The sequence below is a fragment of the Bacillus infantis genome, from assembly GCF_008180445.1.
GTDB lineage: Bacteria > Bacillota > Bacilli > Bacillales > Cytobacillaceae > Bacillus_AB > Bacillus_AB infantis_B.
Genome location: NZ_VTER01000002.1, coordinates 334,916 through 354,780, shown reverse-complemented (window position 1 = coordinate 354,780; position 19,865 = coordinate 334,916). Strand labels below are relative to the sequence as shown.

The 19,865-nt window shown below is 41.0% G+C and carries 22 protein-coding genes; 3 read left to right on the top strand and 19 right to left on the bottom strand.

The annotated features are described in order from the left end of the window. Positions 1 to 6: 6 nt before the first annotated feature. The 10 genes from FZD51_RS04020 to FZD51_RS03980 form a co-directional block, all read right to left on the bottom strand. On the bottom strand, positions 7 to 756 hold the full coding sequence (locus FZD51_RS04020; protein WP_148973587.1) for an ABC transporter permease: 750 nt from the start codon (positions 754 to 756) through the stop codon (positions 7 to 9). Then, positions 749 to 1,672 (bottom strand): ABC transporter ATP-binding protein, encoded by a 924-nt coding sequence (locus FZD51_RS04015; protein WP_148973586.1) that lies wholly within the window; start codon positions 1,670 to 1,672, stop codon positions 749 to 751. The genes FZD51_RS04020 and FZD51_RS04015 overlap by 8 nt, the downstream gene beginning before the upstream one ends. A 97-nt stretch (positions 1,673 to 1,769) precedes the next feature. Then, positions 1,770 to 2,462 carry a response regulator transcription factor gene (locus FZD51_RS04010; protein WP_148973585.1) on the bottom strand — a complete coding sequence of 231 codons (693 nt, stop codon included), beginning with the start codon at positions 2,460 to 2,462 and terminating at the stop codon, positions 1,770 to 1,772. Between the two features lie 204 nt (positions 2,463 to 2,666). After that, positions 2,667 to 3,569, bottom strand: a complete 903-nt coding sequence (locus FZD51_RS04005) for a LysR family transcriptional regulator (protein ID WP_262380686.1) — start codon at positions 3,567 to 3,569, stop codon at positions 2,667 to 2,669. Between the two features lie 18 nt (positions 3,570 to 3,587). Continuing rightward, positions 3,588 to 4,547, bottom strand: a complete 960-nt coding sequence (locus FZD51_RS04000) for a formylglycine-generating enzyme family protein (RefSeq protein ID WP_420886211.1) — start codon at positions 4,545 to 4,547, stop codon at positions 3,588 to 3,590. A gap of 78 nt (positions 4,548 to 4,625) precedes the next feature. Beyond that, positions 4,626 to 4,763 (bottom strand): hypothetical protein, encoded by a 138-nt coding sequence (locus tag FZD51_RS26035; RefSeq protein ID WP_187445621.1) that lies wholly within the window; start codon positions 4,761 to 4,763, stop codon positions 4,626 to 4,628. Positions 4,764 to 4,819: 56 nt separating this feature from the next. After that, positions 4,820 to 5,290: a PTS sugar transporter subunit IIA gene (locus FZD51_RS03995; RefSeq protein WP_148973584.1), complete on the bottom strand. Its 471-nt coding sequence runs from the start codon at positions 5,288 to 5,290 to the stop codon at positions 4,820 to 4,822. A gap of 3 nt (positions 5,291 to 5,293) precedes the next feature. Beyond that, positions 5,294 to 6,673, bottom strand: a complete 1,380-nt coding sequence (locus tag FZD51_RS03990) for a sulfatase family protein (RefSeq protein WP_148973583.1) — start codon at positions 6,671 to 6,673, stop codon at positions 5,294 to 5,296. 83 nt (positions 6,674 to 6,756) lie between these two features. Further along, positions 6,757 to 8,334, bottom strand: a complete 1,578-nt coding sequence (locus tag FZD51_RS03985) for a PTS transporter subunit EIIC (RefSeq protein ID WP_148973582.1) — start codon at positions 8,332 to 8,334, stop codon at positions 6,757 to 6,759. 317 nt (positions 8,335 to 8,651) lie between these two features. Then, positions 8,652 to 9,374 (bottom strand): GntR family transcriptional regulator, encoded by a 723-nt coding sequence (locus FZD51_RS03980; RefSeq protein WP_187445620.1) that lies wholly within the window; start codon positions 9,372 to 9,374, stop codon positions 8,652 to 8,654. Positions 9,375 to 9,568: 194 nt separating this feature from the next. Between FZD51_RS03980 and FZD51_RS03975 the strand changes: the two genes are divergently transcribed. Beyond that, a complete protein-coding gene (locus tag FZD51_RS03975) occupies positions 9,569 to 10,381 on the top strand; it encodes a sulfite exporter TauE/SafE family protein (protein ID WP_148973580.1) in 813 nt (270 codons plus the stop codon). Between the two features lie 541 nt (positions 10,382 to 10,922). Here the strand turns inward: FZD51_RS03975 and FZD51_RS03970 are convergent. The 3 genes from FZD51_RS03970 to FZD51_RS03960 all read right to left on the bottom strand — a co-directional run bounded on the left by FZD51_RS03970 (position 10,923) and on the right by FZD51_RS03960 (position 12,827). After that, positions 10,923 to 11,195, bottom strand: coding sequence for a hypothetical protein (locus FZD51_RS03970; protein WP_148973579.1), 273 nt, complete (start codon positions 11,193 to 11,195; stop codon positions 10,923 to 10,925). Between the two features lie 192 nt (positions 11,196 to 11,387). After that, positions 11,388 to 12,224, bottom strand: a complete 837-nt coding sequence (locus FZD51_RS03965) for an STAS domain-containing protein (protein ID WP_148973578.1) — start codon at positions 12,222 to 12,224, stop codon at positions 11,388 to 11,390. 144 nt (positions 12,225 to 12,368) lie between these two features. Beyond that, positions 12,369 to 12,827 carry a GNAT family N-acetyltransferase gene (locus FZD51_RS03960; protein WP_148973577.1) on the bottom strand — a complete coding sequence of 153 codons (459 nt, stop codon included), beginning with the start codon at positions 12,825 to 12,827 and terminating at the stop codon, positions 12,369 to 12,371. Between the two features lie 298 nt (positions 12,828 to 13,125). On the opposite strand from FZD51_RS03960, the gene FZD51_RS03955 reads away from it, so the two are divergent. Next, positions 13,126 to 14,247, top strand: coding sequence for a hypothetical protein (locus FZD51_RS03955; RefSeq protein WP_262380685.1), 1,122 nt, complete (start codon positions 13,126 to 13,128; stop codon positions 14,245 to 14,247). Positions 14,248 to 15,068: 821 nt separating this feature from the next. Here FZD51_RS03955 and FZD51_RS03950 read toward each other — a convergent pair. From FZD51_RS03950 to FZD51_RS03935, 4 genes are all read right to left on the bottom strand, one after another. Then, positions 15,069 to 15,911 carry a replicative DNA helicase gene (locus tag FZD51_RS03950; RefSeq protein WP_148973576.1) on the bottom strand — a complete coding sequence of 281 codons (843 nt, stop codon included), beginning with the start codon at positions 15,909 to 15,911 and terminating at the stop codon, positions 15,069 to 15,071. Positions 15,912 to 15,995: 84 nt separating this feature from the next. Beyond that, on the bottom strand, positions 15,996 to 16,385 hold the full coding sequence (locus tag FZD51_RS03945; protein WP_148973575.1) for a DnaB-like helicase N-terminal domain-containing protein: 390 nt from the start codon (positions 16,383 to 16,385) through the stop codon (positions 15,996 to 15,998). Continuing rightward, positions 16,336 to 16,644 (bottom strand): hypothetical protein, encoded by a 309-nt coding sequence (locus FZD51_RS03940; RefSeq protein ID WP_148973574.1) that lies wholly within the window; start codon positions 16,642 to 16,644, stop codon positions 16,336 to 16,338. The genes FZD51_RS03945 and FZD51_RS03940 overlap by 50 nt, the downstream gene beginning before the upstream one ends. Beyond that, a complete protein-coding gene (locus FZD51_RS03935; protein ID WP_148973573.1) occupies positions 16,641 to 17,534 on the bottom strand; it encodes a hypothetical protein in 894 nt (297 codons plus the stop codon). Before FZD51_RS03935 ends, FZD51_RS03940 begins: the two co-directional genes overlap by 4 nt. Before the next feature lie 201 nt (positions 17,535 to 17,735). Here FZD51_RS03935 and FZD51_RS03930 point away from each other — a divergent pair, with 201 nt between their 5' ends. Further along, positions 17,736 to 18,035, top strand: coding sequence for a hypothetical protein (locus FZD51_RS03930; protein WP_262380684.1), 300 nt, complete (start codon positions 17,736 to 17,738; stop codon positions 18,033 to 18,035). A gap of 80 nt (positions 18,036 to 18,115) precedes the next feature. Here the strand turns inward: FZD51_RS03930 and FZD51_RS03925 are convergent, their stop codons facing one another. After that, positions 18,116 to 18,781: a hypothetical protein gene (locus FZD51_RS03925; RefSeq protein ID WP_148973572.1), complete on the bottom strand. Its 666-nt coding sequence runs from the start codon at positions 18,779 to 18,781 to the stop codon at positions 18,116 to 18,118. 85 nt (positions 18,782 to 18,866) lie between these two features. Further along, positions 18,867 to 19,850, bottom strand: coding sequence for a restriction endonuclease (locus tag FZD51_RS03920; protein WP_148973571.1), 984 nt, complete (start codon positions 19,848 to 19,850; stop codon positions 18,867 to 18,869). Positions 19,851 to 19,865: the final 15 nt, after the last annotated feature.

Genomic DNA, 19,865 nt, shown 5'->3' with positions numbered 1-19,865 from the left:
TTCTGGTTACTTGATTTCTTTTCTGTTAAAAATAAAGACGCCTATCCCCCAAAACAGCAGGAACGTCAGAATCGGAATCACCACCATGAAAACCATGTCACTGCTGTTCAAGCTGTTTACGATGCTGATGTCATAGATCAGCTTAAAAACAGAATGATTGAGTATCGGTTCAAAAAACGGCACTTTGGCTGCCAGCATTTGCAGCGGCCAGTCAGCAAATATAAAGAACATCAATAGAAATCCTATCGTTTTTCCACTGTCCGTGAACAGGATTGAAAAAATCGCCATGATGGAGGCAAAAGCAGCTCCATATAAAACAATCAGCCCGATGGTTTGAAGGTAATAGGAGATGTCAGGCATACCGTCAAATCCGAAATAGACTGCACTCGTCCCGGTCATCACGATAGGTAAAATCAAAGATATGATGACCGCTCCAATAGAAAACACGATTAACTTCGCAGAGTAGATACTCAGCCTGCTTTTTCCTGAAGATACGATGCTTTTCATCGTCCCTATGGAGTATTCACTCGTAATAAAGAAACCGGCGAGAATACTGGGGATCAGCTTCACAATATTCGCATGGGGTCTAAGAATGCTCTCCTTGTAATAATCACTTACTGCCGGCAAACCTGATGCACCATTGTCGAGTTCTATAAGAGGAAACAGCACTGCTGCAGCAAGCAGCATCCAGCTCAGGAATCGGAATGAGCGATCTTTCTTTAATTTATACCACTCTGTTCTCACTAAGTTACCCATGCTTGACACCCCCGATGCGATTGGTGAAATACGTTTCCAAATCTTCTCCCATCGGCATGAATTCTTCGATGATCAAGCCTTCATCGGTTAACATTTTGGAAACTTTTCCTGGCAGATCAACAGAGGCGAACAGTTTAATTGTTCCTTCAGGCATCACTTCAAAATCAGGCGCAGATAACCGGCTTTCTATGATCGTTGCCGCCTTGCCTGGATCATCTACTTTGATATGCAAGTACTGCTGGCATTTTTCTTGAAGCTCCTTCGCAGATAACTGTTCCAGCAGCTCTCCTTTATGGATGATGCCATAATGGGTGGCCAATAGATGCAGCTCGCTTAAAATATGGCTTGAGATCAAAATCGTGATTCCATATTCCCTGTTCAGCTTTTTCAGCAGTTCGCGGATTTCCACAACCCCCATAGGATCCAGCCCATTAATAGGTTCATCCAAAATCAAGAACTCAGGATCTCCCAGTAAGGCAATCGCCAGTCCGAGGCGCTGCTTCATTCCTAAAGAAAAATTCTTCGCTTTCTTTTTTCCTGTATCCTGCAAGCCAACGAGCTTAAGCGTTTTGCCGATGCACTCTTTGCCTGGTATGCCTTTCAAAAGACGGTGTGCTTCCAGGTTTTCCTTCGCCGTCATCTGAGGATATAAGGCCGGCCCTTCAATAATGGTTCCGATTCTCTTTCTGGCCTCGATGATATCCCGTTCATTGCTTTTTCCAAATAACTCAAATGTTCCCGAGGTTGGATACGCAAGTCCTGTTATCACCCGGATCAGCGTGGATTTCCCGGCACCATTTTGTCCGATGAAACCATAAATGGAGCCTTTCTTTATCTTCACGCTCACTTTATCGAGCGCCATATTCTTTTGATATTTCTTCGACAACTGGCTGGTCGTCAATACATCGTCATTCATGAAGAGTTTCCTCCTTACGTCATTATTCAACTTTGAACACTCTTATACTATAAGAAGGAAAACATAAGAAACCCTTAAGTGAATCCTTAAGAAAACCTTAAGGTTTGAGCTTATAGCCCATTCCCCAGACCGTTTCAATATACTCTTCGTCACTATTTGCTTTCGCCAGCTTGCTCCTGATATTGCTCAAATGGACATTGATCGTATTTTCATCTCCGTGGTATTTTTCATTCCATACGCTCTCGAACAAGTTCGCCTTGGAAAAAACCTTATGAGGGGACGCCACCATCAGAAGCAATATTTCATATTCCCTGGCCGTCAATCTAAGTTGAACCCCATTCACGCTCACAGTCTTAGCGTCCACATCCACAATAATATCCTTATGGGTCAATTGATTTGTTACCGGCGTACCCGACAGGTCCCGATATCTTCTCAGACATGAATCAATCCTGGCAGATACCTCTTCAATATCAAAAGGCTTGGTTATGTAGTCATCAGCCCCGGCTCTTAACGCCTTAATCTTTGACTGAGTCTCAAGCTTCGCCGAAATGATGATCACAGGGATCTTGCTCTCATTCGTCACCTTTTTCAAGAGCTCTTCACCGGATAAACCGGGGAGCATCAGATCAATCAGAATCATATCCCACTTCCCGGAATCCAGGTATATCAATGCTTCCGTCCCCGAATAAGCCGGCTTCGGCGAATAGCCGCTTTTACTCACAATATTGCACAGCAGGCGATTAATGTCCTCATCGTCTTCGATAATTAAAATATGTACCATATCATTCATTGTAATCATCCTCATATTTATTAACCTTATCATTTATTGAATGGCGGGGAATGTCAAGCTGGTCGAAGGCTGAAAGGATGAAGATGCTTTGTCGCTTTTTGCCCTCAGGCTAAGAAGTTAAGCCACAGGTAAGCCACAGGGACAGACCCCTCGGCCCAGCATCAAAAAGAGCCAAGGGGTCTGTCCCCTTGGCTTATTGCTCAATTATCTAAGTAAAAATTCCTGAAAACCTATTTGGGCACTTTTTTTAAATCGTTTATCTTTTTGTACAATCCATAGATCTCTCATAATACTGAGGTTCTTTATTGGAATTTCTCTCAGAACTTTAAATTGCAGTTCTTTTGTAACCGTTAATTTCGGCATGATACCGATTCCCAGATTTGCTTCCACTGCGCTTTTTATTGATTGCATACTTCCAAGCTCCATTGCATTCTCTATATATTCCAGAATACCAAGCTCACTTAATGCATTCTCAACAATCAGCCTTGTTCCCGAATCCTTTTCTCTCCATATCATCTTTTCCTCTGATAATTCATGTACTTCTATAGATCCTTTGTCTTTCCAACGATGATTATAAGAGGTAATTAGTATCAACTCATCATCAGCAAATTTTTGAACTGTATATTTGGTTTGATCTGCTTCTCCCTCTACAAGTGCAATATCAATTTCATTATTATCTAATTTTGATAATATATAGGGGGTATTTCCAATTAACAGGCTGAACTTAATACCCTCATGTCTCTTCTGGTAATTCCCAAGTAAACCTGGCAGTAAGTATTCTCCAATGGTCTGGCTGGCTCCCACTTTCAGCGTTTGGTCAGTATAGCCTGAAACTTCTTGAATCGCTTGAAAGGAGTTATTATCTAATTCCACCATTTCCTTTGCATAAGGATATAGGACCTTCCCAGCTTCAGATAACGTTAACTTGCCATCCATCCGGTCAAATAAACTGGTTCCATACCTGTTTTCCAATTGGCGGATTTGTTTTGTCACTGCTGGCTGAGAAATAAAACCGAGACGGGCTGCCTGACTTACACTTCCTTCTTCCGCGACACGGCAGAACATACGCAAGCTGTCTATATTCATGGCATCGTCTCCTTTTTCCATTTTGCCCGCTTAAATCCTCTACTCAATATCAGTTACATCTAACGCACAGCGGAAACCAATGTTTCCGGAAGAGCTATCCGGTGTGTTTGAACTTCTAGCTGCGACTCTGTACCGGTTACAGTATGACTTATGGCATAAGTAAGAACCGCCTCGCATTGCCTTTGGGCGTTCGGGCATGAATCCAGGAACGGAACTATTGCCTGCTTTCTGATTATCAAACCAGTTCGAGCACCACTCCCATACATTTCCGGACATATTGTGCAAACCATAACCATTTGGTGGAAAAGCATGGACAGGCGCTGTGCCTAAATATCCATCCTCTTCTGTATTGGTAACAGGGAACTCTCCTTGCCATATATTGCAATAATACTCTCCATTAGGATAAAGCTCATTCCCCCACGGGTAATTCTGCTGAGACAGCCCTCCTCTAGCGGCAAACTCCCACTCCTCTTCTGTTAAAAGCCGCTTCCCTGACCAGGTGCAATAGGCCAAGGCATCATTGTGCGAGACATGGACAACGGGATGATCCATTCTCTCTTCAATAGAAGAGTCAGGTCCTTCAGGATATTCCCAGCTTGCTCCCTGCACCACTCGCCACCATGGCGTTGCTGCTGGTGCCTGAGTTACTTTTGCAGCCGTTTCTTCCGATAATAGTAAATGGAAGACAAAGGACCACCCGTACTTTTCAGCATCTGTCTGATAGTTCGTATCCTCAATGAATTCTTTAAATTGCTTATTTGACACTGCATATTTATCTATATAAAAACTATTCACTTCCACTTCCCGGACTGGTCTTTCTTGATCAAAAGGATTGGCCTCGGGATCGTCTGTACCCATTAAAAAGCTTCCTCCCCCAAGCAAAACCATTTCTTCACGGTGTTTTTCCTTAACAGGGACATGAACCAGGTCAATGTGAGTTTTATTTTTGCCTGCAGGTATAGCTCTCGATGCTGAGCAGCAGCTCTTATTCTGTTTCACAAGATCACCTCTAAGTTGATGAGTTTAAATTTGGCCGCGTTTACGAAACTCCATGCTACATGATTATTTATTCTTTTCCTAAAGGCTGCAAGATGCGTGCTCATAAATGCACTGCTGCTTCAATGAATGTCCATCTAAAATAGCCTTATCCAGAACAATGATCTTTACTTCCATTAATATTAGTCCTTTACTTTCCAGATCTATCTTCAATGCCAAAAAATCCCGCCCCCTATCATCATAAAATTGGAAAGGGAGCGAGATACACAAATGCATTACTTGGAAATCTCAATGATATTTGTATCTTTTTTTTGAATGCTGCTATTAGGATTAATAACTGTACATGCCTCGCCACTTGTAAAGATTACAATGATATCTGTTGAAGGCACTAATTCTTTAATTGACTCAAAATCCACCGTTAGCAAGAGATCGCCTTGCTTGACCTTTTGTCCCTCTTTGATATGAGAACTAAACCCTTTGCCCTCCAAATTCACTGTGTCCACACCAACATGAATCAGAATTTCTTTTCCATCATCTGTCTTCAAGCCTACTGCGTGATTTGTCTGAAAAACAAAATCCACTTTAGCATCGGCTGGAGCATATACTTCGGGCCCCTTTGGTTCAATCGCAAACCCATCCCCCATTAACTTTGAAGAAAATGTTTCATCATTTACTTGGTCAATGGGTTTTATGATGCCTGTTGCCGGGCTGACGAAATCCTTTTTTTTAAATAATTTACCTAGCACTTTTTATTCACCAACCTTTAAATAATCGTCAGGGTCTTTTGAGCTCGGATTATAAGTCTCCGCCCTATTAACCTTCCAGCCTGGCTCTACTTTAAAATGACCAGTTAAAATAGGGTCATTAGTCTTTGTCTGAAAGTCGTGTAATTTTTGTCTCATTTCAATTAGGATATCCTCGTAGCGTTCATCGCCTGCAAGATTGCTTCTTTCACCTGGATCATAAAACAGATCATACAATCCTTCTCCCGGCTTTATTACCTCCTCCAGACCATTTTCCTGATACAGTGTTTTGGTTGGGGAGTTGTCAATATTGGTTCGATTTATTTTCAAGTAATTCTCATCATAGAATTTGATATATTTATACCTTTTCGTCCTGATGCTTCTTGCCGGTTCATATGCAGTATGATAATTGATTTCTGCAAATACTTCTTCCCTTACTTCCATGTCCTTCACTTTAAACATCTCAGCAAAAGATACACCCTGTAAATAGGAAGGAGCTTCAACTTCCAGCAAGTCACAGAGAGTAGGGAAAATATCTACTTGGGAAACCAGCCCATCCACTACTTCACCAATCATAGTACTCCCAGGGACACGCATGATCAAGGAAACACCGATTCCCGAATCGTAAAGAGTGCATTTTCCAAATGGAAAGGCCAGACCATGATCTGTTGTAAAAATGATAATGGAGTTTTCGTAGAAGCCCTCATCTTTAAGAGCCTGAATGACAAGCTCAAAAGAAGCGTTTGCCCAAGTAGCTGAATTCAAATACCCAGCATAATCCTCTCTTACTTCCTTACTATCCGCCATTGGATATGGAGGCATCACATACTTGGAATCAGCTGCAGCTTCATTTTCATAAGACTCTTCTGGAAACTTCCGATGTGTGGCAAACATTCCAAAGGATAAGAAAAAAGGCTTGTCTTTGTCTGCGTGCTGCAGCCAGCTGCGTACATTTTGTGCATTCTTATAATCCCAATTTACAAGTTCTTGTTCAGATAAGCCGGAATTATCTGCACTGATATCTTGATCATACCCAATGACCTTAGCACCCATATCATGATCAATATAGCTTCCTGCCTCATGCTGAATACCGCACAATACCGCATGATAGTCCTGTTTCTTCAAGAAATTCACTAAGTGCTGATTATAATCATGGAGTTTAAAGCCCCTTTGGGACAAACCCAGCATACCATTACTATGCGGATACATCCCCGTTAACAAGCCTGCCCGGCTTGGGGAACATGTCGGCCCTACACAGTAAGCCTGCCTGAATATTGTTGCATCCTCTGCAAACTTTTGAAGAGATGGTGTTGGGACATCATATCCATATGGACTTAAAACTCTCCCGCTATCATGTGTGTGTATATAAATGACATTCTTTTTCATTTCGAAGCTCCTTTAAAAAAACTGCAAATGCTTTATTAGGAAAGGGCTCTGCCGGGATATGATAGAGCTCCTTCTATAAGACCTTACAAGTGTTTAATATTATTGTTTTCAGCATACTCATCTACTTCTGTCCGAATAATATTAACCTTTGGACCATAGATGACTTGAACTGACTTTCCTCTTACCACCGTATTTAATGCACCGGTCTGCTTTAGGAGGTCAGCATTAATTTTATCCGGCTTTACAATGCTTACCCTTAATCTTGTTGCACAATTGTCAATTTCGGTGATGTTATCAAATCCTCCTAAACCTTCAATGATATTTTTAGCCTGTCCATCTTTAATAGAGGCTTCATGATTTTGTTCATTTTCCGTAACCGCTTCTTCATCCCGGCCCGGGGTTTTTGCATCCAATTTAAGAATTAAAGTTTTGAATACAAAGTAGTAAACAAAGATGATTGGAATCGCAAGAACCAGTGCCCATAAGTAATTCGTTTTATCATTCCCCTGGAATACTCCAAAAAGGAAGAACTCAATGGCTCCGGCTGAGAATGTTGAACCAATGGTAATATCAGCTAAACTTGCTACTACAAAGCTCAATGCGAATAAAATGGCTTCTGCGGCAAAAAGGATTGGTGATGCGAATAACAACGCAAATGAAATAGGTTCAGTTACCCCTGTAATGAATGCCGTAAGTCCGATGGAAAAAAGGAAACCTGCTGTTGCTTTACGTCTTGGTCCGGCGGGAATTGTTTTATACATAGCAAGAACAATTCCTATCATGCCAAACATCATATGCAAATAACGTCCGCTATTGAATAATGCTAAGTTGCCAAAGAACTTTGTTGTATTCGGATCAGATAATTGCGCCAGGAAGATGGTTTGAAACCCTTCATATACTTGGCCATTCACCTCCATCGTTCCACCTGCTGCGGTTGTCCAGAAAGGCAAATAGAAAACATGGTGCAACCCAAACAAATAGAGTGTACGCAGCATTAAACCATATAAGAAAGCACCTAATGTTCCAAGCCCTGTTGCAAATTCTCCAAAAGCCGCAATTCCATTACCGATCAGCGGCCATACTAAGTACATAATGGCGCCAACAACCAGGAAAACAAAAGTATTCACAATCGGTACAAACCTTGAACCACCGAAGAAAGCCAAGATTTCAGGCAATTTTATATTATAATAACGGTTGTGAACGACTCCGGTTACTATACCTGTTAAGATACCGCCAAACACACCCATCTGAAGAGTCAATACCCCAAATTGAAGGCCCTGCCCAAGTGATCGTGGATCCACCTCTGGCGGAGCTAAATCACCTGTAACTTTTAAAAGGGCATTAATTGTAATAATTAATACAAAATAACCTACTACGGCCGCTAAACCTGCCGGCCCCTTCTCTCTCTTTGCCAGCCCTGTTGCTATCCCTACTGCAAAGATAAGAGGCAAGGCATTAAACACTCCACTGCCAGCCGCATTCATAATTGTTAAAATGGCTTGCAAAATTTCATTCCCTAAAATTGGATATGCCTCAATAACCGCTTGACCGGATAGTGCTGCTGATACTCCAAGTAACAATCCGGCTACCGGCAGTATTGCTACTGGCAGTAAAATGGCTTTACCGAGTTTTTGCCCAAAATCCATTATTGCATCTTTCATGTTTGTACCCCTTCCCCTTTATCAAATTTTCACTAGTTAGCAACCCAAAAAACGAAACCGCTTCCAAACCAATATAAAAAAATATGCTTGATAATGACATTTGCTAACTTGTTTACATAAACAATATAGACAAATTATTTAAATACGTCAATACAAATAATTAAAATGTATTATCATTTTAAACTATTTGATATCACTAAAAAAAGTGTTAGCATACGCCTTCAAAGGCATAGTCCAACACTTCTTAAAACTCTATTTAGCATAAATAAAATTAATTACGCTTTTAAAAAAAACCAATAATATTTGTTAATACAAATTTATTTTTCACGTATAGACTGATATTGATAATGATTAGAGTTCAAAATCATATCTGAATAATCCAGGACTTTACCAGACGTCAGATACGTGGTATTTAGAATTTTCAAAAGGGGCTGATCAGGATCACAATTGAAACACTTCATCACTTCTTCGGTCGGCATGACCGGAACAACTACATGATGCGAGTGAGCAATCGTTTGATTTTTTACTTCCTCAATATATTTATATTTTGAGTTAGAGATGTCTTCATATGATAAGTCCGGGTAAGCTGTTACACTCATATAACTTGTCTCAAACATCATGGGAACATTATCTGCTTTACGGAGTCTTTTTATAAAGTAAATTGGGCTCTCGTTCTCGATTTGAAGTTTAGCGGCTATTTCATTGTGGGCAGGAATAATTTTAAACTCAATAATATCAGTGCTTGCTTCCTTTCCCATTTCCTTCATTTCTTCCGTGAAACTTTTTGCAGCAGTAGATCTGCCTACTATTTTCTGGCTGGAAACGTATGTCCCGCTGCCCTGGCTTCGGGATAAGTAACCTTTGGCTACGAGGTTATTAGTCGCTTGTCTGACGGTTACACGACTGACACTGAACTTCTCTGCAAGCTCTTGCTCAGTTTCAATTGATTGTCCCTTTGTATATTCTCCGCTTTTTATTTTTTCTAATATATATTCTTCAATTTTTTTATATTTAGCCATTCTTTTGGGATTTTGCGGCAAAAGAATACCCCCTCTAACTTCTATAGACATACATACAATATACCGCTTCTGCTATCTTTTATAAAGCAGCGGCAGGGTTGTTCCGCTATCAAGTTGGCAGGATCGATAACTTTTCGTTATACCCTATTCAATATTAGCATTATTTCATTGCCCGCATATTTGATACCATACTTTAGGAGAAAAATAATCAGAAAATGAAACACATCGGGGATGATTTTATTTATATTTTATATTTATCTATCGGCCTTATTGCTTCCACTCTTGGTGCCATTGCCGGTCTGGGCGGAGGAGTGATTATCAAACCTGTCTTAGACCTGTTTGGCCACTTTGACTTGCCTACGATAGGCGTATTATCTGCTGCAACAGTGCTGGCTATGGCTGCCGCATCCCTGATCAAGATGAGAAAAAAAGAATTGGAAATTGATAAAACTGCAAGTTCATTCATAGCGGGAGGATCAATCTTAGGGGGAATAACAGGCAAATCCATTTTTAACCTGATTGCAATCTCATTAGAAATTCCTGCAATAACCGCCATCATTCAATCCTCTATTCTGGCAGTTTTATTATCTTTAATCTTTATCTATTTTAAAAGGAAGCATCAAATAAGATCTTATATACTTAAAAACAAGCTAGGCATTATTAGCGTTGGCTTTTTACTGGGTTTTTTATCTGCTTTCCTGGGAATTGGCGGCGGACCTTTGAATGTAGCAGTATTGTGCCTGCTATTCTCTATGTCAGCTAAAAATGCCGGAATCAATTCAATCTTTATTATATTCTTTTCGCAATTATCTGCACTTCTACTGATTGCATTTTCTTCGGGTTTTGAGGGGTATAACCTGAATATGCTCTACTTAATGATACCCGGAGGCATAGCAGGAGGGATCATTGGGTCCGAAATTGTGATAAAATTATCCGATTCACAAGTTGAAAGAATATTCAGCATATCTATTATTTTAATTATCATAATAAACGTATTTAACATTGTGAAAGTTGCTTTAATCCATTGATACTAAGTAATTATTGGTATTTGGATCGATTTATTACTTAAGAAGCCCATTTCAATTAATTACCGTTATGCAAAGAGCACCTATAGTTTAATTACACCTTTCGCATATTTAGATTTAATACAGGAATGCTTCCCCGCTTGCCATATAAGAAAAGCTGCCTGGTTTGGCAGCTGATCCTTATTAATCCTGTTTGCTTTCTTCCAGTTCCCTTTCAATTTCTTCATTAGAAACTCTAGGGAGTTCACCATTAATATTAAGGTGTCTAACAATCATTCTTAACTGATATTTAATTGTTGAAAGACTAAATATTACGTATACCGCAAATATAAAGCCCAGTATAAACCAAAACAAAAAATCCCACCTTTTATTTAAAGATCTCCTTATCTAACTGTATTTCGGGTAACAGTTTTGTGATTATAAACCCTCCCGGAACTCACTCTGTTCTCTTAATGGTAACAATATGTACAAAGAAAACCAATAACCTCTATAAGTAAATTTAATGCCCAAACAAAAAGAGCCAAGGGATCTGTCCCCTTGGCTTTTAATCCTTTGGTTGATTCCTGACTGAAGATTCTTCCTTAGTTACTCTATACTTAGATTGTTCTAATTCGAAATTCTGCTCAATTCTTACTAGCGTATCAATTAATTCCTCATCTGCGTCTTGTGCAATGCGTTTTAACCTTTTAATAATTCTCTCTGCTGCCTGCATGTCGATTCCATCATTACGTATTGTTATCGTTTGTATTAGATATGATTTAACCCGTTCAACGTCTCTCAGTATATTTGTCAATAACTCAAATAGCTCTTTATTCACAACCCTCCACCCTTTTTTAATCTGAACTTTGATTTTGTTATTTCTTTACCCACGTTGCCAATGACTTATGCAAAGCCGACTTTAGTATCCAACTATTTCCTTATTTTCTCTGGCTTATCCCTAAAAGAGCCACGGGGTCAGGTCCCCTGGCCCACTATCAGAAAAGAGCCAAGGGGTCTGTCCCCTTGGCTCTTAAATGTTATTAAGCAGTGCTTGCTTTACGGTAGCGAATGTTTTCAAAGAAGGGAAGTTAATTTTAGCATTTACAACTGTGGTCGCTAAGTCAGGTCGAATCCCTGTGAATATGGTGTTTATTCCCAGCAATGCAAGAACATGATAAATATTAAAAATCCGATCGGCAATTTCAGTATCAATTTTAACTAATGCTGAAAAATCAATAATAAGGCACTCAATGTTCAGTTGACTGATTTTAGGTATAACATTGTTTAAGATATAATCACTTCTATCCAAACCAATTTCTCCGACTAATGGGAGAACAGCTATACCATCTTGCAAAGGCACAACCGGTGAAGAGAGCTCCATTATGACTCTCTGATTTTTTTTATTCGTTTCAATTGCTAATTGTTCCCGTTCAATAAAAGTATGAGTCATGCTTAAGTCGAGCAAATAATTGATACGTTCAGTTACAAAAATGATTTCCTCTACGGTAAGACCTTGTTCCATTGAGATATTACCTAGCATTCTTATCAATCGGCGGCGATTTTCCGCATAAGGCTCTATAATACTGGATAATTTCTCGAAAACAGAAGGATGAGACTGCATTTGAACTTGCGATTCTTCCTGCTTTTGTTTAAACCATTGAATAAAATCCTGTTTCACTATCTCGTCCGTTAAATTCAATGTTTTCCCTGCAAATTCCAGGAAATCTCTATTGGTGCTTATGGAGCTCTCGATCAGTTCTGCTGGCAGCTCAATTTTTACATTTTTCAAACTGTAATTTACGATTTCTCTGCTTATTGACTCGGCATTTTGGATTAAATATTCAGCAAATTTTTCCAGTGAATTCATTCATTTATCCTCACTCATTACTTTCTTTTTATAGGGATTATAACATAACTTCTATTACCTAAACTGCCTCTTTTGCTCAGGAAGACAAAGCCACCTGGTTTGGCAACTGGACCATATAATGCACCAGTTTAGCTTAATAACACTTCAAATATTAAGTAAGCTTAAATAATGAGTTGAATTCGGATAAATATTTTCCTTTGAAAATCCAAGGGAAGTATAAAACTTATCTCCTTGTTCTGTATCTGTATGAAGTACTAAAATCTTATAAAAAGGTTTTGCATCTTTAATAATTTGAGTCAACAAAAGTCTACCAAGGCCAATCCTTCTATAATCCCTAGAAACATAAAACCTTCTCACCCGTCCAACTTCTTCATTATTTGAAAATGGATCTATATTAAGCCCTCCAATGGCTATTAGTGCACCTTCTTTGTTAAACAAACCATATAAAAATTCCCCAGTTTTATTAAAGTTATTAGTAGCATTCTCATAATCCTTAACTAACCTTTCAAGAAACCGAAAACCCTCTTCTTTGCTTTCCTTAACTAAAGGGGTTAAATCCTTGTAAGACAAACTTATTAATTGCTTCACTTTAAACTCTTTCATATCTTCCTCCGGAAAAAGCTTTATTTTTGATTTTTAGACCTTTCTCGAAAGTATAGAAAAAATCCTTCTCCCCCCTATACTTTGAGTACATTCCTTCACAAATTCGCTAAACATAAAAGAAGTCTTTACTGCTCAGTAAAGTGGGAAATATCATGTCAAAGGCAATCCATCTCAATGAATGTTACCATAGAGTAATAGATTCCCCTCCCAGAGGGTAAAGAGATTAACAGAGACAGGTCCCCAGCCCTGCCACAAGGAGCCAAGGGGCCTCTTATAAATTTTTATTAGGTGGGATAATGTGAATAAGAGATTGAGAACAGGGGCTTGTCTGGCAGCCATCCCCTATTTGATGTTAGCAGGCTGCTCGCAATCGGTATCGTCGTCAGAAGAAGGATCAAAGATGCTTGAAGAGTCGAAGCTGCCTCTTAGTGAGATGCAATATACGCTTGAGGAGGCTGCAAAGTCACCCAGATTTGCACGTGAAGCGTCATATCAGGCAATCGAGCCTTCTGAAGGGGCACAGCCGCTGAAAACCAATTACACAAGCCAGCAGCTTGAGGAAATGCCGAAGACGCAGGCACATGGAGGCAGCTCGAAAAGAAGTGTTCCTTTAGGACAGACCCTGGCAGCTGGTGCCGAAGATCAAACAGACGGACCGCTGAAGGAACATCGAATTGTTTCCTATTATGGGCATCCTAATTCGAAAAACATGGGCATCCTGGGAGAATACAGTCCTGAAGTCTTTATGGAAAAATTACTGGCCCAAACGAAGGAGTATTCCGAATTGGATCCCGAACGGCCAGCCATCCCGGCGATTGAATTGATTTCGACCGTCGCCCAGCGGAGCCCGGGAGATGATGGTGATTACATACACCCGACAGCCAGCGAAGATATTGAAACATATGCGAAATTGGCCGAAGAAAACAACGCCCTGCTGATCCTGGATATCCAGCTTGCCCGTGATACCGTCATGAACCAGGTGAAATCGGTGGAAAAATACCTGAAACTGCCTTTCGTCCACCTAGCCATCGATACCGAATTCCATGTCAAAGAAGGACAAATTCCCGGAGTCGATCTAGGCACAGTCGATGGGAAGGAAGTTCAAGAAGCAATTGAATATGTATCAAACCTAACAGCCGAAAATGGACTGCCTGACAAAATGGTCATCGTCCATCAATTCGCAGGAAATGTCCTCATCAACAAGGACTCCATCCATCCCACAGACAACACAGAAGTCGTCATCAACTTCGACGGCCATGGGTTAGATGCAATCAAAAGAGCCGGATACAATGAATTTGTGCAAAAGGAGCCCATTCAGTACGGCGGTTTTAAAGTGTTTTATAAGAAGGATAAGCCGTTGATGACCCCTAAGGATGTTTTGGAGTTGGACCCTGCTCCGGCTTTTGTTAACTATCAATAGTTAAGAGACAGGGCTGAGCCAAGGGGACAGGTCCCTTGGCCCAGTTTCAATAAGAGCCAAGGGACAGGTCCCCTTGGCTCTCAAAGAATAAAGGAGAACTTATTCTATTTATGTGGACCTTATTGCTAGTTTGTATAATTACCTTAACTTTATTATTAACAGGTTTTTTAAGTAACATCAGTCTTATTTTGATTTCTCTTCTATTTCTATTTTTTGGAACACAGTTAGAAAAAAAGTTATTAAAAAAGTGGAACAAGCCCAATAAATTTATCTCTTTTTTGATTAGTATTCTCTTTATTGGTTTGCTTGGGTATTTATTATATGATTATTTAATTTACTAAACGTATATAAGTTAAAGGTGCAGTAAATTTCTGTGTAAAAGGAACAAAAAATAAGCCAAGGAACTAGCCCCTTGGCTCCCCCCAACATTTCAATCAAACTCCTAAAAACACCTGCCGGATTCCTCTGCAATCCATCACTGCTAAATCAAACACCATATCACCATGACCCATATTTATTCTCTAATATCCTGGTATCGCTTCAACTCTCTACTTACACTGTTGAATACTTGGGATTAATCCTTACTCTTTCTTCTAAATAATGCTTCCTCCAATAATAATTATCTCTTATTCTATTTTGGCATTGGGATTTAAACTCGTCTCTTACCCTTGGATTTTCAAATATGAAATAGTCCCGGTTCTTTTGGGTGTTCAGCATACTCATAAAAGAAAAACAATATGTAGCATAATTTTTTATAGGAGCCGGGTGGACAGGTCCCTTGGCCCACCATCAGAATGAGCCAAGGGGTCTGTCCCCCCGGCTCACCCCCAAAACCGCCCAACCTCCTTCTCAAACCCCAACCTCACCATCCCAACCGGCCCATTCCGATTCTTCGCAATATTCACCTCCACTTCATTCCCCACCTCACTCTTACTGTCATAATAAGCCTCCCTATACAAAAACAGCACCAAATCCGCATCCTGCTCAATATTCCCTGAGTCGCGCAAATCCGAAAGCCGGGGACGTTTATCCGCCCTTGACTCCACCCCCCTGGACAGCTGCGACAGGAGGATGATCGGAATCTTGAATTCCTTTGCCATACTCTTCAGCTGCTTGGTGATGTACCCGATGGTAAGGTCGTGTCGGTCGAAGCGCTCTTTGACGGTGATGAGCTGCAGGTAGTCAATGACGACAAGGAATGGCTCGGTGGGATGCTCACGCTTCAGGTTCATGATATGCTGGCGGATTTCCATGAGGGTGACGAGACCGTTTTCCTCCACGGTCAGTTTGGCTTTATACACGTTGTTCATGGCTTCCTGCATCTTCCCCATCTCTTCCATCGACAGGTATTTATGAGGGTTATGCCATTTCATCATGTTGATTCCGGACAGGCTGCAGAGCAGCCGCTGGAAGATTTGCTTGGCGCTCATTTCCAGTGAGAAGACAAGCGATATCCCGTTCCTGCTTGCACACTCCCAGGCGAGCTGGATGGCGAGAGCCGTCTTTCCCATCGAGGGCCTTGCGGCGAGGATGATGAGTTCTCCTTCCTTCCAGCCTCCTGTCAGCCCATTTAGTGTTTCAAATCCAGTGTTCACGCCCGGGAGTCCTGTCTTCTGTTCATATAGCGATTCATACAGCTGCAGTAAAAGATCATCTTTCGTCATTTTGTCTTTGTTATGAGTGGTGTGATATTGGATGAGCGTCTTATAAAGCTCTGCCGCAGATTCAGGGGTAAAATCGCCAAGGAACTAGTGGGCGGATTTGCGAATCAGGCCCAGCTGGTAGTACTTAAGGACAATCTGTTCATACTGATCAAGATTGGCCGCCGTCGGACAGCTATTGGCGACTTCCACCAAATAACTCACGCCACCGGCATTCTCAATCAGGTCGCCCAGCTCTTCCACCAGCATGACCATGTCAATCTTCAGTTTCTTACTCTCCAAAGCCCTCATCGCGGAAAAAATCTGCCTGTTCTCCGCCTGTGTGAAATGCTCCGGTCCCAAAGTCAGCTGCTCAATCACTTGAGGCTCAAGCAGGACTGCCCCAAGAATCATGCTTTCTGCCTCCAGCAGCTTCTCCCTCGGATGGTCACTCCTCCCAAGGCGGTCGTAGTTTATCCCTATACCTTCCGTCCCCAATCTTCTTCTCCCCTTCCCGTTCCCATTCTTTCATCATGTCCAGCACCGTTGTCTCCGTCTCATCCCTCACATAAAGATGAGCCAGTGCCGGCCGGTATGAATTTTGCCTGATATAAGCATCCAGCCGCTGCTTCACGGCCGGATACCTGCATTCCGATAAATGGCGATGCCAGATCTCCAGGGTATCAAGGTCCATCCGCTTTCCGGGAAAAGCAAGATGGATTTCCTTGATCACCCTGTTGAACTCCTCCAGTGTCATGCATTCTCCACTCTCTCACCCAAGGCAGCAAGCGCCTCTTCCAGCCTCAGCTCCAGCACCTCAGGCGGCTCATACGATTCCAGGATCTTCTCCAAATATTTCGGGCTGTTGATCGTATCATGCACACTGCCCTGCTCCACCTTGTCAAACTGCTCGTCCATAAACGCCGTCAGCTGCTCAGTCGATAGCGGAGACTCACAGATTCTTTCAATCGCTGTCAAATCCATTGCTGTCAGGAAAAATCCTTTGCCTCTCCTCACCATGAAATGTTCAGCAACAGCAGCGATTTTTGCTCTCCGGACATCTTCGGAGATGCTGTTGTTGTTGTTGTTTTTATTCTTTCTTTTCTCTCTTTTATTTCTTTTCTCTATTGTGTCTTCAGGTTCGATTCGCGAGTCCTCCACGTCCGATTCACGTGCAGGCGGCAAAAAAGGATCCTGTCCGTTTTCAGCCTGTACTTCTGCCGTATTTTTCGCTTCCACTTCAGCCAGTTCACGGCCATCTGCTGGTTCCTCCACATCCATTTCAGCCAGTTCTCGGCCATCCGCAGGTTCCTCCACTCCAAGCACCGTAAACAAAAACCCATGCGGAAACCGCTCCGCCGTAATCAGACCGAGCTTCTCCAGCCGCTTAATCGAACGCTGAATCCGCGAATGACTGTAAAAATCCTTCTTCTTCACATTATAAAACCACAGATCCTCCCGCAGCAGAGTGATCGAACGAACATACTGCCCCGCATTCAGCACTAACTCACCGCACGGCACCTCATCCTTCACCATCGCATCACTCTTCAGCAGCAAATACAACCGCAGATCCTCCACATGATGAAATACCTCACTCCACCGAACCTGCCTCTCAAACTGCGTCCATCCATTCATCTGCATCTGCATTCCCCAATCACTCCTTTTTGTTTGTTCACCTCTTATATATAGATGTGAACGGGAAATGGACATGGTGTGCGGAACTTTTTTTTGAGGTTGTTTCATGGGGCCTGGTCCCTTGGCTAATTTTTTGGGCCATGGGGTCAGGTCCCCTGGCTCCACTTAGCCATCGATACCGAATTCCATGTCAAAGAAGGACAAATTCCCGGAGTGGACTTAGGCACAGACAATGGGAAAGAAGTTCAAGAGGCAATTGAATATGTATCAAACCTAACAGCCGAGAATAGACTGCCTGACAAAATGGTCATCGTCCATCAATTCGCAGAAAATGTCCTCTTCAATAATGACTCCACCCATCCCACAGACAACACAGAAGTCGTCATCAACTTCGACGGCTATAGATTGGATGCAATCAAAAGTGTCGGATACAATGAATTTGTGCAGGAGCAGCCTATCCAGTACGGCGGGTTCAAAGTGTTTTATAAAAAGGATGTGCCGTTTATGACCTAAGGATGTTTTGGAATTGGATCCTGCTCTGGGATTTGTTAATTATCAATAGTAAAGAGCCAAGGGGGTCTGTCCCCTTGGCTTTATAATTGTTGATTAGATTCCTGCGGTGTTTCTTCAATACACTCATTAACAAGCCGCAATAATACTTTCATTTTATCTATCTGATTTGACATAAAGACAATCCCATTTAATAAGATCAACCATAATACTAGAAACAACAAAGCATTTAAAGATACTCCGGTGGTAGTAAAATTTTTTAAGTTAAAAATGGTTAGAACAGTAGGAACAATTATACCTAATAAAATTGTCTGTGTTGTATTAAGTATTGAAGTATATTTTTGACTGGTGGTTTGTGTTTCCAGATAATATTTGAAACCTTTTAGTTCTATATCTGATGTATAATACTGTTTTATTTTCTGCTTTGTTAATTCATAATTATCGTGAAAATTAGTGGGATTAAATGTTTTAACATCCTGCAGTTCGCTATACAAATCAAGTACGATATTTGTATCCCCTAACCATGTAAGCAATGAATAACTTCTTTGTTTTCGCTTTTCATACCAATTCAAACCTTTCTCAACAACAATATGGATAAGCCATGTGAAAAAATTGGCGATTAAAAGAGCTAATACTAATGTGAATAGATATTGTGTAACTGATGCTATGCTTATTTTTGTGAAATTGACTTCTAAGAGCGATGCTATTAATACCAAAAGACTCATTACTGTATGATTTATTTTTTGCATATTCAATTCCTCATTAACTACATGAATTAAGCACGTATTATTTATTTTTTAAGAGATTATATATTCCCATCTAAGTTAACATCAATTACTCTGGAACATAAAACTTTCGCAAAGGTAACAAAGCTCTTTTATCATTCGGTATATTCTCGTACCACTTCACAACGAGACTAACAAGTTCCTCTAGATCGACTAATCGGACAGAATTATGTTTAGCCACAGCTTCAGCATGCGAAGTAAATCCACCTGTAGAAACAAACAAACAGTTTGCATCGATTGGATTTGCACCTAATAACTGCTGCACCTCAGGAGCTGATGCTGAACTTTTACGGTGTTTAACCTGGACTTTAATAATAGGTTTCTCGAAACCAAATGCATCTTTGAAGGCAAGTACATCTACTCCGCCGTCAGGTCCTTTGGGACTTATCTGCACATTATATTCCATAGCCTGTAGTAGACCGCCAACTAAGTCTTGCATTTGCCAGGGATCGAGCTTATCCACTTTATCTTCAATCATAACTAAAGCTTTACTAACCAAATCCTCAATAATCTCATCTTCTTCTTCGTCGGAATCCCCTTCTGTAGGATCTATAAATGGATTTTCTAATAGTCGCTCGATTTCATCTCCCCATTGATCAACTCGGAAGACTGTTAATACAGAGCCTAAGCTATTCTTTGCAGCCTGAGTAAGTAAGTCTCTTTCAACAGTAGGTAGCTCCCAATTAACTCTTATAGTATTAGGATAATCTGGATTTCCAATGCTCAGGTCATAAAAGTGCGGCTCAGTAACTGTCCCGATTATGTACTCTCTTTTTTCCTTAGAGTAGGTAATAACCCGATCTCCTTTGCGTATTTCTCTACTGAATCTCCAAACTTGATTTACCCAGCTGTTTCTGGACTTGGGCTTTTCATCAATAAAGACTATATCTGCTTTGGCATTCATTTGATCTTTGGTATGAAATTCCTTTGGATTGCCTATTTGTGGCCAGCCAATTGAAGCTATCCCATTCTCTTTCCATACCGGTATAAGTTCATTGTCATCTCCTGCACGAATCATCCACCATTGTGTCATTTAACTCAACCCCTA